Origin of the sequence: Paramicrobacterium fandaimingii, assembly GCF_011751745.2 — a bacterium.
Taxonomy (GTDB): Bacteria; Actinomycetota; Actinomycetes; order Actinomycetales; family Microbacteriaceae; genus Paramicrobacterium; species Paramicrobacterium fandaimingii.
The window spans coordinates 563,447-579,552 of the sequence record NZ_CP061170.1 but is presented as its reverse complement, the minus strand read 5'-3'; the positions used below and the strand labels follow the sequence as shown (position 1 = coordinate 579,552).

Genomic DNA, 16,106 nt, shown 5'->3' with positions numbered 1-16,106 from the left:
TCGCTCGGTATCGATGAATCAGTGATTGCGGAGCATTGTGATGATCTCTGACTTGCGTTTGTCGGAGTAGCCGCTGATCCCAAGCTCTTTGGCCCGCGACTTCAGCTCATCAACGGTCCAGTCTTCGTAATCCCCCGCTTTGCCACCCTTGCGTCCGACGGACGATTTTCCCCGATTGGACGCGGCGTTCGAGATGCGCGCCGCCTTTTCCTTCGATGCGCCCTCATCACGAAGCTCTTCGTACATCTCTGGCTTCTTGAGGCTGGAGTTCTTGCGTCCGGGCATTGTACTCACCTTTCTCTCGCGAACGGTGCTGCTTCTCGCGACGATACGGTGTCTGACGTCAATGAGGGCGGATGCTGAGGGAACTCTCATTCGCCAATGATCAGCCACACCATACATTGGAGTTGTCAGAGAGACCGAGGTCATCAAGATGCTTCGAAATCATTAAACTCGGTCAGTATGATCACTGCTAGCCGCAAAGCGCCGTAGCGTGTCGGATTCGAGTGGAGCAGAAGCGGCGGACGCCGCGACGAACTCAACGACCTTCGAAGTCATCGCTCGCGCGGGATTTGCCATGAACGGCCTCCTGCACGTGCTGATCGGCGTGAATGCGATTCATATGGTGATCGCTCATGGCGGTAGACCGAGCGAAGCCGGTGTCATGAGCGAAATTTCCGGCCTACCTGGTGGTTTCATCGCTCTCTGGGTGGCGTTTATTGCCTTACTGGCCCTCGGTGTATGGCAGACCTTGGAGGTGCTGTTTGGTCGTCGTTACACAAGCAAACGCCAACGGGTTCTCAAGAAATCAAGCGCCAGTGGACTCGCCATCATCTACATCTTTCTTGCCGTGGCTACGGCGTCGTTCGCCCTCGACGATGCCCGGCGACGTGAGAGCTTGTCAGAGAAGTCGCAGCTGAGCCTTGAGTTGATGCAGACGACGCCGGGCCGACTTCTTCTGGTCGTGCTCGGTGCGACAATATTCGGTTTCGGCACGTTCTTCATCGTCAAAGGGCTGCGGCGCACACATCGGAAAGACCTGATTTCCGCAACGGGAGTCGTTGGCGCTGCGGCCGTCGTACTCGGCACCATTGGTTATATCGCCAAGGGCGCCGTCATCTGCGGAGCGGGCACGCTCGTGGCGTACTCCGCGTTCGCTTACAACCCCGATAAGGCCGAAGGCATCAGCGCCGTTTTTCAAACCGTGCGGCGGCAGCCATATGGGCCGACACTTCTCACGGCGGCAGGAGTCGGCCTTGTCTGCTATGGGCTCTACCTCGGTTATCGGGCGAAGAACGGCAAGATGGCAAACGACTACTGAGTCATGACATCGTTCATACCTGTGCCGCAGCACTCGCCCTCGCACATGGCGGTGCCCCGCGAAATCTCGCGGGGCACCGACCGTTCAGAGCGCAGATGCGCTACTTGTTGAAAAGATCCTTTACGCCTTGCGAGGCGTTGTCAGCGGCATCCTTGACGTTTTCGCCGGCTTTCTTAGCGGAGGCGCTTGCCTGGTCAGCGCGGCCCTCATTCGCGAGGTCCTCGTTGTCCGTGGCATCGCCAACCGTCTCCTTGGCCTTGCCCTTTGCGTCTTCGGCAGCGTTGCTGGCCTTATCTCCGAAACCCATATAGAACCCCCTTCGTCGTGACCTCACACTACGACGCGAAGCCACGCGCGACAAGGTGCTCACAGGAACCCTCAGGCGAGTTCGAGCCGCACGACACCGAGAGCGAGGATGGTCACCGCGATCACCAGGAAGACGATTCCGCCAAGGATGTCACGGGATCCTACTCGCAGATGCGCGAGGATTGCGCCCATGAAGTACAGCACAAGACCCGCTGAGGCAACAACCCCGATCGGTGGCACGACGAGTCCAGCCAGCAACCCTATTGCGCCGACCGCCAGCAGGGTGCCCAGCACGGGAACGTACCTTCGGGGTACGCCTTTCATATCCGCCTGGCTCTTGGGGTACTCGTGGCCAATCAGGTAGATGACGGCGGCACCGCCGTTGAACACCACACCGACAATGCTGGCGATGACGTAGGCAACCTGCACGTTCTCTCCGTTTCGTTCGCCACATCGGTCTTGTGATCTGCAACAGGATTCACCTCGGTCTCACCACTCGTCCTGATGATTCTCCGTCCACTGTCGGAGTTTTTCGGGATTCCGGATCACCCAGATCCGTGTGATTCGATCGCCCTCAATCTGGAACGCCGCAACGGTGACGGTGACTCCTTCTCTTTGCAGCACGAGACCGGGCAGACCGTTGACCGTGCGCTCCAGAACTGTCGTGTCGTCAGGCTCACCCATGACCCCGAGCGCATAGCGAGCAATTCGCTCAGCGCCACGGATCGGGTGAAGCGCAGTCTTGGCCAGACCCCCACCGTCGGCAGCCATTGTTGCTTCCGGATCCAGCAGGCCGACGAGCATGCCCATGTCCCCAACGTCGCACGCGTGCTTGACGCCCTTGATGACCCGGGCTTGTTGACCCGTTGGAGTCATTGTCAGTGCGTCGGAAGCACGAATTCGGCGTCGGGCCGAAGAAGCCAGTTGGCGGCACGCGACTGCGCTGCGCCCGACGATCTCAGACACTTCTGCGAACGGGTAACGGAAGATGTCGTGCAAGATGAACGTGACGCGTTCTGCCGGGGTCATTGAGTCCAGCACTACGAGGTAAGCCATTGAGACCGACTCGTCGAGGGTCACTCGGTCGGCCGGATCGATGGCGGTGGAACCCGACCGGCCGCTTACCCACTCCGTCGGTTCCGGCAGCGGCTCGGGCATCCACTCGCCCACGAAGCGTTCCCGACGAGCGCGCGCCGAACTCAGCGCGTTGAGGCACAGTCGGCTCATCACCCGGCTCATCCAAGCGCCTGGGGAATCGATGGCATCCCTTTCCTGCTGGGAGAGCGCGTACCAGCGCGCGTAAGTCTCCTGGACCATATCCTCGGAATCGGCCAATGTGCCGAGGAGCCGATACGCTACGTTGATGAGCTGGCGTCGTTCGCCCATGATCACGCTCAGGTTCCGCGACCTGCCTCCACGCTCGGTCGGGTCAGACATCGTCTCCTCGCTCCCCGGCACGCCTTCTGCCTTCAATTGTCCGACAAGACAGGGCGAGGAAATGTGATGTGGCGTCGCACCCCGCGACGTTCCAGACGAGATGAGGCAGCCCGCAAGGTACCCCGACGAAGATGGGAAGAGCCTGCAAAAGTGCGGAGACGGAGGGATTTGAACCCTCGGTCCCCTTAGAGGGGACTCCACCTTAGCAGGGTGGTGCACTCGGCCGGACTATGCGACGTCTCCATGCGCCCCGCGAGGAGCGCGGGTTCAATCATAACGGGTGCGAGCCTCAGCGGCGAATCATGCGGATGCTGCCGCTCGCAGCATCCGAATCAATACCCGTTTCCGTCTGCACAGGTCACCTGCGAGGCGTTCTGGCCGTGAATCGAATCGGGCAACTCCACAGTTCCATCATCGGGCGCCTCCGTGGAATCGGGGGTTTCCGTCGCATTGGGATCGGTCGTCGCCGGAGGCTCTGTGGTCTCGCCGTCTTCGGGAATCGAGCCACCCGTGCCACCCGTGACCGAGAGGTTCTTATCTGCCTTGATGGCGTCCATGAGCGTCTCGGCGTCGCTGGTCAGCGGAGCGACACCGTCGCCCTGGTAGAAATTCGGGTACTGCACGAACGTGATCTTGTCTGTCGGAATCTCAGACAGCGACTTGGCAAGCCCCACCATCGTGTTGATGTTGTTGAGACTCGTCGAGAACGTCATGTTCGTCGCCGCGACCTTGGCTATGCTGTAGAGCTTCACCGGGTCGGTGAGGGTCTCGGCCGACTTGAGATCGCGCACGAGCGCAGAGAGAAACAGCTGCTGGTTGCTGATGCGTCCCAGGTCAGAGCCGTCGCTGACGCCGTGCCGCGTTCTCAGAAACTGCAGCGCGTCTTTGCCCTTCAGTGAGACATTGCCCGCGGGCAGGTCAAGATCGGTCTTCGAGTCCTTGATCGACTCGGCAAGACACACCTCGACGCCGCCGATCGCGTTCGAGAGCGCGATCACTCCGTTGAACTGCACCATTGCCGCGTACTGAATGTCGAGCCCCGTCAGCGCTTCGACGGTGAGCACGGTGCACGCCATTCCGCCATAGGAAAGAGACGTATTGATCTTCTGCGAACTCATCGCATAGTGGTCTTCGCCTGTCGGCTTGCCGTTCTCGTCAACCTTCGGGCACGAGGGAATCGGTACATACATGTCGCGCGGAAAACTGACGACTGTGGCATTGCTGTGATCTTCGGCGATGTGCAGAAGCATCGTCACATCATTGAGCTTTGCCGTCTCGTGCGAGCCGTAGCCATCTCCCTGGCCCTCGCGGCTGTCGCTGCCGATCACGAGCACGTTGGCGCCGCCCTCGATCGAGTTGATGTCGGGGATCACCTGTCCGGGTGTCTCCCCCGCGAGCGTCACTCCCTCGGGCGCCGTCTGCACAACGTCATTGATGGCCCACGCGACAACGGCAGACGTGCTCACGAGCACGACTGCGAGGCTTGCTGCGACGAACTTGCCGACACTCGTCCACGGACTGCGCCTCGGCAGCTTGCCATGACGGGCAACGGCTACGGCTCGTCGCGCCACTGAAGTTTCCTCTCACAGGGGACAGATGTGCAAGATACCGCTCTTCGACCCGTGATTCGGGGAGCAAACGGCCCTTAGTGCATAGATTTTACGCACACGCTGCTGAAAATCCGATTGAAGGATGCTCAGGAGTCGCCGAAGCTTTGCTGAAGCAGCATTCTTTTCGTGCGAAAAACTGGCGGAGGGCGTGGGATTCGAACCCACGAGACATTTCTGCCCACTGGTTTTCAAGACCAGCTCCATCGGCCGCTCGGACAGCCCTCCTCACCGTCGAAAGACGGCGCGAACGATTCTACCTGACCGAGGGAGTGTGAACGATTCGGTGCGGTCAGACCGACGCGAGAACGGAAACGAGGCCGTCACTTGCCACATCAGACGTGACGAAAGTCGCGGCATCCTTCACCTCATCTGGCGCCTGGCCCATGGCGACACCGCGGCCAGACTGTCCAGCCCAGCGAAGCATCTCGATGTCGTTGCGCCCGTCTCCGACCGCGATGACGAGGTTGCGGTCGATGCCGAGCCACGATCGCACGTGCTCGAGGGCCGTCGATTTGTTGACCCCGAACGGCGCAATGTCGAGCCATGCCGTCCAGCCGATCGCATACGTGACCTTGTGCAGCCCCATGTCTTCGACGACCTTCAGAAAATCCTGTTCGTCGTGATCGGGCGACACCACGACGACGCGCGACACCGGTTTCTCAAGCAGCTGCTCGAACCCGACTTTCTCAGCGCCATCGAGGTTCCAGTCGGTCATGCCCTCGGTGTAGCGGCGGTTGCCGTCTGGGTACTCGATGAGGTAGCGACCGTCGTCGAGGTGGTTGTGAATGAGGCGCAGAACCTCGGTCGGGTCAAACGTCTCGACGTGGTGTCGCACGTAGTCATCGCCGACGCGCTTCATGATCACGGCGCCATTCGCGCACACCGCGTAGTCACTCACGAGGTTCAGCTGTTCGAGCACCGGCCGTGTCGACTCCCAGCTTCTCCCCGTCGCGAGCATCACCTCATGGCCGTTTGCGGATGCTGTCGCAACAGCGTCGCGCACGGCAGCGGACACCTCGCCGTCTTCGTGAAGAACGGTTCCGTCGACGTCGAGCGCGATGAGCTTTGGCGTGGCTGTCACGCCACGGGCTCCGCAACCTCGAGCCCGCCAAGGTACGGGCGCAGCACCTCGGGGATCACGACAGAGCCGTCGGCACGCTGATGCGTCTCGAGCAGTGCGACGAGCCAGCGCGTCGTCGCGAGCGTTCCGTTGAGAGTCGCAACCGGAGCCGTCTTGCCCGAATCAGTGCGGTGGCGCGTGTCGAGTCGGCGCGCCTGAAACGTTGTGCAGTTCGACGTCGAGGTGAGCTCGCGGTAGGCGTCTTGCGTGGGAACCCACGCCTCCACGTCAAACTTGCGGGCTGCACTCGAACCAAGGTCGCCTGCGGCCGTGTCGATCACCCGGTAGCTGAGCCCGAGGCTCTGCAGCATTCCCTCTTGCCAGGCGAGCAGCCTCTCGTGCTCGGCCTCGGCATCTGCGGGATCGGTGTAGACGAACATCTCGAGCTTGTTGAACTGGTGAACGCGAATGATGCCGCGCGTGTCTTTTCCGTGCGAACCGGCCTCGCGGCGGTAGCACGTCGACCAGCCGGCGTAGCGAAGAGGGCCGTTCGACAGGTCGACGATCTCGTTGGCGTGGTACCCGGCGAGCGCGACCTCGCTCGTTCCCGTGAGGTACAGATCGTCTGCCTCGAGTTTGTACACCTCATCGGAGTGCTCTCCGAGAAATCCCGTTCCGGCCATGATCTCCGGCTTCACCAGCGTCGGCGTGATGAGCGGGATGAAGCCCGCCTCGAGCGCACGGTCGAGACCCAGCGTCATGAGAGCGAGCTCCAGGCGCGCGCCGATGCCCTTCAGGTAGTAGAAGCGCGCACCCGACACCTTCGTGCCGCGCGCCATGTCAATCGCGTCAAGCGTCTCGCCGAGCTCAAGGTGATCGCGCGGCGCAAAGTCGAACGTGGGCCGTTCTCCCTCAGTGCGCAGAAGCCTGAAGTTGTCTTCGCCGCCCGAGGGAATGCCCTCGATGATGACGTTCTCGATCGCGCGGACCACCGTCGTGAAGGCGTCTTCAGCCTCGCTCGACGCGCGCTGTGCGTCTTTCACACGCGCGGCGAGCTGCTGCACCTCCGCGATGAGCACCTTCTTCTCATCTTTCGGCGCCCTCGCGACCTTCTTGCTGAAGGCATTCTGCTCTGCACGCAGCTCTTCGAAGACTCCGATTGCGCGTCGCCGCGCGGCATCCGCCTCGATCGCCTCGTCGACAAGTTCGACTCGGGAGCCGCGTGCTACTTGCGAGCGTCGGATGAGATCGGGGTTTTCGCGCAGAATTACGGGATCAATCACAGGCCAAGTCTATGCGGAACCGGGTAAGTTTCTTCTATGAGCGTCGAAGGCGAGAAATTCGCGGCAGTCGTGTTCAACCCGGTCAAGACGGATGCCGAGAAGTTGAAGCGGATCATCACCGAGGGCGCCGTCGAGCACGGGTGGGGCGAACCCCTCTTCATCGCGACAACTATCGACGACCCCGGTGTGTCCATGGCCAAACAGGCTGTCAAGAAGGGCGCATCGGTCGTCGTCGCTGCGGGCGGCGACGGAACCGTGCGCTGCGTCGCGGAAGGATTGCGCTCGAGCGGCGTGCCGCTGGCCATTGTTCCGGCAGGCACGGGAAACCTGCTTGCGCGCAACCTCGATCTTCCGCTCGGCAACGTCAAGCAGGCGGTGTCCATCGCCTATGCGGGCAACGATCGCGCTATCGATGTCGGCATCGCCGAGGTTCGCGCAGAGAACGGGCCAGCGCAGCAGTATGTGTTTCTCGTGATGGCGGGCATGGGAATCGACGCCCAGATGATCGCGAACACCAACGACGATTTGAAGAAGTCGGTTGGCTGGCTTGCCTACGCGGATGCTGTCGTGCGCTCGCTTGCCGACCTCAAGCCGTTTCGCATTCGCTACCAGCTCGCCGAGTCGGCGCCCCACAGCGCCCACGTCAGCACGATCCTCGTCGCCAACTGCGGCACGCTTCCCGCCGGCATCGAGTTGCTCCCCGACGCCAAGATCGACGACGGAAAGCTCGACTTGGCTGTGCTTCAGCCCAAGGGCGCTCTCGGGTGGCTGCAAGTGTGGCGCAAGGTGCGCTGGGAGAACGGCGTGCTGCGCCGCTCCAGCATCGGGCGACGCATCCTCACCGCGACGGAGGGTCGCGACCGCACGGTGACGTACCTGCGCTCGCCCATGGTGACGGTGAAGCCAGACGACCCGCAGCAGCTCGAGCTCGATGGCGACGAGATCGGAACGACGACGGCAACGCGCTTCACGGTTGACCCACTCGCGCTCACCGTGAAGGTGCCGGTCCCGCGCTCCCGCGCAGCCGCCAAGCAGCGCGCTGCCGCTGCGGCAGAAACCGCCGCCGCAGACAGGGCCTGATCTACCGCTGCCCGCACAAAAACGTGTGCCACTTTGTGCGGCCTCAGCTCAGGGCAAGCCGCGCTAAGTGGCACACGTTGGTGCTGAGTACTGACTCGGCTAGACGACGCCCTGCGACTGCATCGCGCTGGCAACCTGCACGAACGCCGACGTGTTCGCGCCAACGACGTAGTCGCCGGGGTGACCGTAGCGCTCGGCAGCCTCATACGCCGAACGGTGCACGTTGCGCATGATGTCGTGAAGGCGGCGCTCGCTGTCGTCGAACGACCAGCGCTCGCGCGAGGCGTTCTGCGTCATCTCGAGAGCTGACGTTGCAACACCGCCCGCGTTCGCAGCCTTGCCCGGCCCGAACAGCACGCCTGCCTTCTGGAATGCATGAACGGCATCGGGCTGCGTCGGCATGTTCGCACCTTCAGACACGGCGACGACACCGTTCTTGATCAGCGTTTCTGCAGCCTCAAGGCTGAGCTCGTTCTGTGTGGCGCTCGGAAGGGCGATGTCGCCGGTCACATCCCACACAGAGCCGCCCTCGATGAAGCGCGCAGACGACTTGCGTGCGGCGTACTCCGAGATGCGCAGACGCTCAACCTCTTTGATCTGCTTCAGCAGGTCGACGTCGACACCCTCTTCGTCGACGATGTAGCCAGACGAGTCGGATGCTGTGATGGCCTTGCCGCCGAGCTGCTGCACCTTCTCGATCGCGTAGGTGGCGACGTTTCCGGAGCCCGAGACGATCGCTGTGCGTCCGTCGATGCCCTCGCCCCGCACGGCGAGCATTTCTTCGGCGAAGAAGACGGCGCCGTAGCCCGTTGCCTCTGTGCGCACCTGGGCGCCGCCCCAGCCGAGGCCCTTGCCCGTGAGCACGCCTGACTCGTGGCGGTTTGTCAGCTTGCGGAACCGACCGAACATGTAGCCGATCTCACGCCCGCCGACGCCGATGTCGCCCGCAGGCACATCCGTGTACTCGCCGATGTGGTGGTAAAGCTCGTCCATGAACGACTGGCAGAACCGCATGATCTCTGAGTCTGACTTGCCGTGCGGGTCGAAGTCGCTGCCACCCTTGCCGCCACCGATTCCCTGCCCTGTGAGCGCGTTCTTGAAGATCTGCTCGAAACCAAGGAACTTGATGATTGAGAGGTTGACCGTCGGGTGGAAGCGCAGTCCGCCCTTGTACGGCCCGAGTGCCGAGTTGAACTGCACGCGAAAGCCGCGGTTCACGTGGACCCTGTTGCCGTCATCTGTCCACGGAACGCGGAACATCACCTGACGCTCCGGCTCGACAAGCCTTTCGAGAATGCCTGCCTCGATGAACTCCGGGTGCTCGATCAGCGCGGGGGCGATCGACTCGAGCACTTCGTACAAAGCCTGGTGAAACTCGGGCTCGTTCGCATTGCGCCGCGCGGCAGTTTCGTAGACGGAGCTGATGTAGTCACTGACGGAGGAATTCGTCACATGCGGTCTTTCTGTGAGTTACGTCGAAGCATCAGGCTGCTTTGGCTGAAGCTCGTCTTGGCGGGCACGCGCATATGGGATTGCGGCACGCTAAGCACCGAGACAGGGGGTATGACCTTTCGTGGGGCCAGACACAGTTTCGCTGTTACAGCGGGGTTTCGTCAATCTCACGGTGTCGAACGGATGCTGTCAGGTGCCACCGTGCGGCCATCCAAAAGAGCCCGGCAAACGTGATCAGGCCTCCGACGAACGGCGCAATCATGTACCCGTGGGGCGCCCACGGCTGAAAGTAGATGCCGTAGCGATACGGCCGATCCCGAGGCGGTTCCCCTGACACAGCAACGAGACTCGCCTCCTCGACGTAGACGTCCAGGTGGGGGACATTGAACGATCCTGACGCTTCTGCGTCAGAGAGCAGCAGCGCCCTGATGCTCTCGAGCATCGACGAGAGGTTGTCGTCGAGAGCACCGCTGCCGTCACCTTCGAACGAGTAGTACGTGTACTCATTGAGATCGGACGGTGGCTTCTGCTCGTGGACGCTGATCGCTGAATGCGCGGACTCGTACCTCTGCGCCAGCCCACCCCAGACTGTGAGCAAACCGCCGATGAGCAGAACGATGCCAACGACCGTCGTGATGAGAGCCCGCCACGAGATGCGCGATGTCATCGTTGTGCCGCGCGCTCACGCCACCACGTCACCGCGGCGAAGAAGACGACGCCGACGAGGGCGAGGATGCCGACAACGAGTGTGAACGGAGCGATGCCGATCGCGAACTGCGCAGACGCGTATTCGGTCATGGTCTCGTCGCTGCGTCCGATCGCTCCAGAGAAAATGCTCGCCGTCGTCTCGATCGCCGATGAGTAGGCGGTCAGGGACCAGGCGACGAGGCCGACTCCGAGAACGACGATGGTCCACACGAAGGGGTTGCGCAGCATCAACACGACACCGCTGCGCGGTGGTGCGGCCGCGGCATCCATTGCCTCGTGCTCGTCGCCATCGAGGGCTCCCCCGTGTGCAAGATCGTCAGCATCCACGACGGGTACCTCGTCGTTGGAATCGGCCACGGTCGGCGCTTCTGTCGGTGAATCACGCGGCCCACGCGACTGTTCGCTGTGCACCTCAGGGTCGAAGCCCGGCTGAAATCGCGGGTCGAAACGGGGGTCGAATTCTGATGTCGAGTCGGGCACGTTCAGCTCCTTCGGTGAAACGCGGCGTGCGGTGTTCTTCTACGCCTCGGGGGTGGGCTCCCCCGAGATGAGGCCGCGCAGCCAGTCGCGGGCCTCGATGTAGACGTCGTCGTCATACCGGGCATCGAACCGCACGGGCGCCTTGTCTGCCCTCGGGTAGGAGCCGAGGAAGGTGACGCGGGGGCTGAACCGGTGAATGCCCATGAGCGCATCGGCGACGCGCTCATCGCGAATATGCCCGTCGACGTCGATCACAAACCGGTACCGGCCCAATTCGTCTCCGATGGGCCGCGATTGGATCATGGTCATATTGACGCCGCGCGTCGAGAGCTGCTCGAGCATGTCGAGCAAGGCGCCCGGCTGGTCGATGGGCAGCTCGGCGACGAAGCTCGTCTTGTCTGCGCCTGTCGGCTCGGGGATGCTGCGCGACGTCGTCACGAGTGCGAAACGCGTGACGGCGTTGATGTTGTCGCCGATGTGCTCGGCAAGCACCTCGAGGTCGTAGTGCTCCGTGATGTTCGGTGGAGCGATGGCGGCGTCGGCGACATCGCTCTCGAGCAGGTTCGCCGCGGCGGCGACGTTGCTTGTTGACGGGATGTGCGTGTGCCCGGGGAGATGCTTCTCAATCCAGCGCCGGCACTGCGCGTAGGCAACCGGGTGCCCGTTGAGGTGGGACACCTGCTCGAGCGTCATTCCGCGCCGCGCGACGATCGTGAAGTCGACGGGCACGAGGTACTCCCCCATGATGCGCAGACCCGCCGTTGTGGCCAGGGCATCCTGCGCGGCGGAAACGCCGCCGTCTATCGAGTTCTCGAGAGCGACGACGGCCCCATCAGAGACGCCGCTCGCGACGTCGGAGAACGCCTCCCCGACGTTGTTGACGCTGCGCCAGATCTGACCCTCGGCTTCTGCCACCTGCGCAAGAGCTGCCTCGGTAAACGTTCCGCGCGGCCCGAGATAGCTGTACGTGCGGAGGACGGAGGCGTCGTTCTGAGGCATAGCATCGAGCCTAGTCGCCCGAGACAATGTGCACTGGCGGAACCGGCACTGAGAGAATGGGCGCATGACCGAGCGTGCTGGAACATTCGCCACCGACGACGACCTCGTCGACATCGACTCACTGATCGCCGCGTACTACGAACTCAAACCCGATCCCGAGATCGCCTCTCAGCGCGTGGCATTCGGAACAAGCGGGCACAGAGGCTCCTCGCTGAACACGGCGTTCAACGACGACCACATTGCCGCGACGACGCAGGCGATCGTGGAGTATCGAGCATCGATCGGGGTCGAGGGGCCGCTCTTTCTCGGCGCGGACACCCACGCGCTGAGCGCTCCGGCGCGCACCACAGCGCTCGAAGTGCTCGTGGGCAACAAAGTGCACGTGCTCGTCGACGAATTCGACGATTTCGTGCCGACGCCAGCGCTGAGCCACGCGATTCTGCTGTACAACAACGACCCGGCGCATCATAATCGCGCCGACGGAATCATCATCACGCCGAGCCACAACCCTCCGAGCGACGGCGGCTTCAAGTACAACCCACCGCACGGCGGGCCGGCCGACAGCGACGCAACATCGCGGATCGCCGATCGCGCCAACGCGCTGATCGAAGGCGGCCTCGCCGAGGTGAAGCGCGCCGAACCGAGCGCCGTCGACACGTACGATTTTCGCGGTCGCTACGTCGATGACCTCGAGAACATCATCGACATGGAGGCGATCAGAAAGTCGGATATTCGCATCGGCGCCGACCCGCTCGGCGGCGCAAGCGTGCATTATTGGCAGGCGATCGCCGACCGCTATGACATCGACCTCACCGTCGTGAACCCGCTCGTTGACCCCACGTGGCGGTTCATGACCCTCGATTGGGACGGCAAGATCCGCATGGATCCGTCAAGCCCCTCCGCGATGGCGTCGGTTCTGAACCATCGGGGCGACTACGACATTCTCACCGGCAACGACGCGGATGCCGACAGGCACGGCATCGTCACGCCAGACGCGGGGCTGATGAACCCCAATCACTTCCTCGCCGTGGCCGTCGACTATCTCTACCAGCACCGTACGGGGTGGAATCCGGATGCCGCGATCGGCAAGACCCTCGTCTCAAGCTCGATGATCGACCGTGTCGCAGCATCCCTCGATCGCACGCTGTGGGAAGTTCCGGTCGGCTTCAAGTGGTTTGTGCCTGGGCTCGTGGATGGCTCGGTGGGCTTCGGCGGTGAAGAGAGCGCGGGCGCGAGCTTTCTGCGCACAAACGGCACAGTCTGGACGACGGACAAAGACGGCATCGTGCTCTGCCTTCTCGCCGCCGAGATTCGTGCCGTCACCGGAAAGTCCCCGTCGCAGCTGTACGCGCAGCTCACGGAGCGCTTCGGCGATCCGGCCTACCGCCGCGTCGACGCCGCCGCGACCGACGAGCAGAAGGCAATTCTGAAGAAGCTCGACGGCGACAGCATCCATGCCACCGAACTTGCGGGCGAGCAGATCACCGCGAAGCTGTCGCACGCGCCAGGCAACGACGCGGCAATCGGCGGTGTGAAGGTCGTCACCGAGAACGCGTGGTTCGCTGCGCGCCCGAGCGGCACAGAAGACGTCTACAAGATCTACGCCGAGTCGTTTCGCGGCACAGATCATCTCGAGCAGGTGCTCACCGAGGCGAAGACCATTGTCGATGCGGCACTCAAAGGCTGATACACCTCTCGTCGATCTGTGACGCTGAGTCGCGCGCTCGACCGTTTACTCATTCGGAGGCCCGACCCCGATACCGGCGTGTCGTCGCCCAAATCGCGGCGTGTCTCACGGGAGATCCGAATGATTGAACATCCTCATGCCAACCAGGGGGCGCTGGGGCGCGCACCTCCAGGGGCCCGGTCCGATAACGCGGTTGCCAGCTCCCCGCTACGGAATCGAGTAGAACCAGACGTCGCCGCCGGGGTGCTCCTCGGTGAGGGTCTCATCGAGGTCACGGAAGTCGTCGTCGACGTTGTGCCCCACGAGCTTGACGTCGATGCTGCCATCGTCGTTCGTGATCACGTCGGAGACGATCATCACATGGTCGCGATAGCCGGTTCCGCTCCAGCTGAACACCGCGACGTCACCGACGGCCACCTGATCGCGTTGGTCGCTGCTCAGCCGGGTGACGCCGGGAACTGTCTGCAGCCAGCTGTCGAGGGCGGGAACGAACGACCAGGCAGACGTCGCGCTGCCCGAGTTGTTGCGCCACGTCGGCGTCTGCTCCCAGCCGCGCGTGGCGAGGGTCTGCGACACGAAGTTGGCGCAATCACCGCCGAGCGGGTTGTAATCGCCCCACTCCTCGTCGTTGTAGTCCTTCCAGTAGGTCAGCGCGTACTGCATCTGCCTGTCGACGTCGGTCTCTGCGGAGTACTCGTACCTGAGCTCGTCGTATGCCGGAGCAGCCTGCTCACCGATCATCGCTGTGACGTCGACGGCACCAGCCTGGTACGTTGCCTGGTTCGGGGCGACGACGGTGATTGTCTTCTCGTCGACGACGGCGAGGTCGCTCGCTGTCTGGTCGCCGAATTTCACTGACGTCACCTGCGACAGCGATTCTCCCGTGAGAGTGACGGTCTCGCCGCCCGAGAGAGATCCGGATGCCGGTGAGACCTCGGTGACCGTCGGAATCGCAACCGGGGTTGCTGTGGCCGACGGCACGGGGCGATCGGGCTCCTGCCGTGACACGGCATCCGCTGGGGCAACTGCGCACCCCGCGAGAAGCATCGCGGCAGCGGCGAACAGCGCTGTTGCGACAGCGGTTCGGGACGTGCGACGCATAGATGCCTTTTGAAAACAGGGAAACCGGATCTTCCCAATCTTAGGCGATCCCCGTGTGACGCAACCTGAAGGTCTGTGGCGACGCTCTCGCGAGTGCCCGTTGACAAAGTGACTCTGTGCGGCCTAGAGTCTTGTCCAGATTGCGTGAGAGCGCTCTCACGCCCCCAAATGAGAGCGCTCTCACGTATCGGCACTACCGTCCCACCACATCAACCATCCACAAAGGAGTGACCGTGAAACTCTCACGACGCACCAAGGCAGCAGGAACCGTTGCCGGTGTTGCAGCCTTCGCGATGCTGGCCACTGGCTGTTCAGCAGACGGCGGCTCAGCAGCATCCGGTGATGAAGACATCACCCTCACCATCACGACGTTCGGCACCTTCGGCTACGACGACCTGTACAAGGAATACGAGAAGCTGAACCCGAACATCACAATCAAGCCGACGAACATCGACACGGGTGGAAACGCCCGCACCGATGCATTCACCAAGATCGCCGCGGGCTCTGGGCTGAGCGACATCGTCGCGGTCGAAGAAGGCTGGCTCGGCGCCATCATGGAGGTCTCCGACCGCTTCGTCGACCTCAACGACTACGGCGCACAAGACATCAAGGACCGCTGGCTCGACTGGAAGTTCGACCAGGGAACCGACCCCGACGGCCGCGTCATCGGCTACGGCACAGACATCGGCCCGACCGGCCTCTGCTTCAACGGCCCGCTCTTCGAGCAGGCCGGACTGCCGACCGATCGCGACGATGTCGCCGACCTCTTCGGCGGCGACGACGCCAGCTGGGACACCTACTTCGAACTGGGCGCCGAGTACACAGAGAAGACCGGCAAGGCCTGGTACGACCACTCGGGCTTCGTCTGGAATTCCATGGTCAACCAGATGGACGAGGGGTACTACACCTCAGACGGCGACCTGAACATCGAGGGCAATTCTGAGATGCACGATCGCTTCAACCAGCTCGCCGAGGCGACGCTGAACGGACAGTCCGCCGCACAGACCGCGTGGGACTGGGGTGGAGGCAAGGCATTCGTTGACGGCTCCTTCGCCACGTTCGTCTGCCCAGGCTGGATGCTCGGAACGATCAAGGGCTCGCTTGAATCCGGCGGCGGCGATGCCAGCACAGGTTGGGACTTCGCCGACGTCTACCCCGGCGGTCCGGTGAACTGGGGCGGCTCGTTCCTCTCGGTTCCCACCTCATCGGAGCACATCGAGGCGGCAGCCGAGCTCTCCGCGTGGCTGACCGACCCTGAGCAGCAGGTCAAGCAGTCAAAGGCTGCGGGCAACTTCCCCAGCACGATCAAGGCAGAAGAGACTCTCGCCGAGGAAGCAACCCCGAACGAGCTCTTCAACAACGCGCCGACCGGAGCGATTCTCGCCGAGCGCGCCAAGGGCGTTCAGGCGCAGTTCAAGGGCCCGGACGACTCCGTGATTCAGGAGAACGTCTTCGGACCAGCGCTCAACCTGCTCGACCAGCAGGAAGCGACAGCAGATGAAGCCTGGCAGAAGGCACTCGACCTTCTGCAGGAACTCGTCATCGACAACTGATGCCACGGGGCTCCCTGGGAGACCAGGGA

General features: G+C 62.7%; 16 protein-coding genes and 2 tRNA genes. 4 read left to right on the top strand and 14 right to left on the bottom strand.

Going from position 1 to position 16,106, the window contains the following annotated elements; genetic code table 11:
* Positions 1-18: 18 nt before the first annotated feature.
* Positions 19-285 carry a DUF7218 family protein gene (locus tag HCR84_RS02805; protein WP_166982306.1) on the bottom strand — a complete coding sequence of 89 codons (267 nt, stop codon included), beginning with the start codon at positions 283-285 and terminating at the stop codon, positions 19-21.
* 208 nt (positions 286-493) lie between these two features.
* Between HCR84_RS02805 and HCR84_RS02800 the strand changes: the two genes are divergently transcribed.
* A complete protein-coding gene (locus HCR84_RS02800; protein WP_166982308.1) occupies positions 494-1,321 on the top strand; it encodes a DUF1206 domain-containing protein in 828 nt (275 codons plus the stop codon).
* 100 nt (positions 1,322-1,421) lie between these two features.
* Here the strand turns inward: HCR84_RS02800 and HCR84_RS02795 are convergent, their stop codons facing one another.
* The 8 genes from HCR84_RS02795 to serS all read right to left on the bottom strand — a co-directional run bounded on the left by HCR84_RS02795 (position 1,422) and on the right by serS (position 7,017).
* On the bottom strand, positions 1,422-1,628 hold the full coding sequence (locus HCR84_RS02795) for a CsbD family protein (protein ID WP_166982310.1): 207 nt from the start codon (positions 1,626-1,628) through the stop codon (positions 1,422-1,424).
* A 71-nt stretch (positions 1,629-1,699) separates the two neighbouring features.
* Entirely contained in the window at positions 1,700-2,056 is a 357-nt protein-coding gene (locus HCR84_RS02790) for a DoxX family protein (protein ID WP_166982312.1), read from the bottom strand.
* 60 nt (positions 2,057-2,116) lie between these two features.
* Entirely contained in the window at positions 2,117-3,064 is a 948-nt protein-coding gene (gene sigJ, locus HCR84_RS02785; RefSeq protein ID WP_166982314.1) for an RNA polymerase sigma factor SigJ, read from the bottom strand.
* Positions 3,065-3,217: 153 nt separating this feature from the next.
* Positions 3,218-3,307: transfer RNA gene (locus tag HCR84_RS02780), tRNA-Ser, on the bottom strand.
* A gap of 89 nt (positions 3,308-3,396) precedes the next feature.
* Complete coding sequence (locus HCR84_RS02775; protein WP_166982316.1) at positions 3,397-4,635, bottom strand: LCP family protein; 1,239 nt, start codon at positions 4,633-4,635, stop codon at positions 3,397-3,399.
* Between the two features lie 176 nt (positions 4,636-4,811).
* Positions 4,812-4,899, bottom strand: a tRNA-Ser gene (locus HCR84_RS02770).
* A 64-nt stretch (positions 4,900-4,963) separates the two neighbouring features.
* Positions 4,964-5,755 (bottom strand): HAD family hydrolase, encoded by a 792-nt coding sequence (locus tag HCR84_RS02765; RefSeq protein ID WP_166982318.1) that lies wholly within the window; start codon positions 5,753-5,755, stop codon positions 4,964-4,966.
* Positions 5,752-7,017, bottom strand: a complete 1,266-nt coding sequence (gene serS, locus HCR84_RS02760) for a serine--tRNA ligase (protein ID WP_166982320.1) — start codon at positions 7,015-7,017, stop codon at positions 5,752-5,754. The genes HCR84_RS02765 and serS overlap by 4 nt, the downstream gene beginning before the upstream one ends.
* 36 nt (positions 7,018-7,053) lie before the next feature.
* Here serS and HCR84_RS02755 point away from each other — a divergent pair, with 36 nt between their 5' ends.
* Positions 7,054-8,097 carry a diacylglycerol/lipid kinase family protein gene (locus HCR84_RS02755; protein WP_166982322.1) on the top strand — a complete coding sequence of 348 codons (1,044 nt, stop codon included), beginning with the start codon at positions 7,054-7,056 and terminating at the stop codon, positions 8,095-8,097.
* 99 nt (positions 8,098-8,196) lie between these two features.
* On the opposite strand, the gene gdhA is transcribed toward HCR84_RS02755, so the two are convergent.
* The 4 genes from gdhA to pheA form a co-directional block, all read right to left on the bottom strand.
* The gene (gene gdhA, locus HCR84_RS02750; protein WP_434063566.1) at positions 8,197-9,522 is read right to left on the bottom strand and encodes an NADP-specific glutamate dehydrogenase; all 1,326 of its coding nucleotides are present in this window, start codon (positions 9,520-9,522) and stop codon (positions 8,197-8,199) included.
* Positions 9,523-9,694: 172 nt separating this feature from the next.
* The gene (locus HCR84_RS02745; protein WP_166982326.1) at positions 9,695-10,216 is read right to left on the bottom strand and encodes a hypothetical protein; all 522 of its coding nucleotides are present in this window, start codon (positions 10,214-10,216) and stop codon (positions 9,695-9,697) included.
* A complete protein-coding gene (locus HCR84_RS02740; protein WP_166982328.1) occupies positions 10,213-10,737 on the bottom strand; it encodes a hypothetical protein in 525 nt (174 codons plus the stop codon). Before HCR84_RS02740 ends, HCR84_RS02745 begins: the two co-directional genes overlap by 4 nt.
* 39 nt (positions 10,738-10,776) lie before the next feature.
* Positions 10,777-11,736 carry a prephenate dehydratase gene (gene pheA / locus HCR84_RS02735; RefSeq protein WP_166982330.1) on the bottom strand — a complete coding sequence of 320 codons (960 nt, stop codon included), beginning with the start codon at positions 11,734-11,736 and terminating at the stop codon, positions 10,777-10,779.
* 64 nt (positions 11,737-11,800) lie between these two features.
* On the opposite strand from pheA, the gene pgm reads away from it, so the two are divergent.
* Positions 11,801-13,423, top strand: coding sequence for a phosphoglucomutase (alpha-D-glucose-1,6-bisphosphate-dependent) (gene pgm, locus HCR84_RS02730; protein ID WP_166982332.1), 1,623 nt, complete (start codon positions 11,801-11,803; stop codon positions 13,421-13,423).
* 207 nt (positions 13,424-13,630) lie between these two features.
* Here pgm and HCR84_RS02725 read toward each other — a convergent pair whose 3' ends face one another.
* Positions 13,631-14,524: an amidase domain-containing protein gene (locus HCR84_RS02725; RefSeq protein ID WP_166982334.1), complete on the bottom strand. Its 894-nt coding sequence runs from the start codon at positions 14,522-14,524 to the stop codon at positions 13,631-13,633.
* 227 nt (positions 14,525-14,751) lie between these two features.
* Here HCR84_RS02725 and HCR84_RS02720 point away from each other — a divergent pair, with 227 nt between their 5' ends.
* Positions 14,752-16,077, top strand: a complete 1,326-nt coding sequence (locus HCR84_RS02720) for an ABC transporter substrate-binding protein (RefSeq protein ID WP_434063549.1) — start codon at positions 14,752-14,754, stop codon at positions 16,075-16,077.
* Positions 16,078-16,106: the final 29 nt, after the last annotated feature.

Coding starts and splice junctions, on each gene's coding strand:
- HCR84_RS02805 (WP_166982306.1), bottom strand. CDS start 285: ATGCCCGGACGCAAGAACTCCAGCCTCAAGAAGCCAGAGATGTACGAA.
- HCR84_RS02795 (WP_166982310.1), bottom strand. CDS start 1,628: ATGGGTTTCGGAGATAAGGCCAGCAACGCTGCCGAAGACGCAAAGGGC.
- sigJ (WP_166982314.1), bottom strand. CDS start 3,064: ATGTCTGACCCGACCGAGCGTGGAGGCAGGTCGCGGAACCTGAGCGTG.
- HCR84_RS02755 (WP_166982322.1), top strand. CDS start 7,054: ATGAGCGTCGAAGGCGAGAAATTCGCGGCAGTCGTGTTCAACCCGGTC.
- HCR84_RS02745 (WP_166982326.1), bottom strand. CDS start 10,216: ATGACATCGCGCATCTCGTGGCGGGCTCTCATCACGACGGTCGTTGGC.
- pheA (WP_166982330.1), bottom strand. CDS start 11,736: ATGCCTCAGAACGACGCCTCCGTCCTCCGCACGTACAGCTATCTCGGG.
- pgm (WP_166982332.1), top strand. CDS start 11,801: ATGACCGAGCGTGCTGGAACATTCGCCACCGACGACGACCTCGTCGAC.
- HCR84_RS02725 (WP_166982334.1), bottom strand. CDS start 14,524: ATGCGTCGCACGTCCCGAACCGCTGTCGCAACAGCGCTGTTCGCCGCT.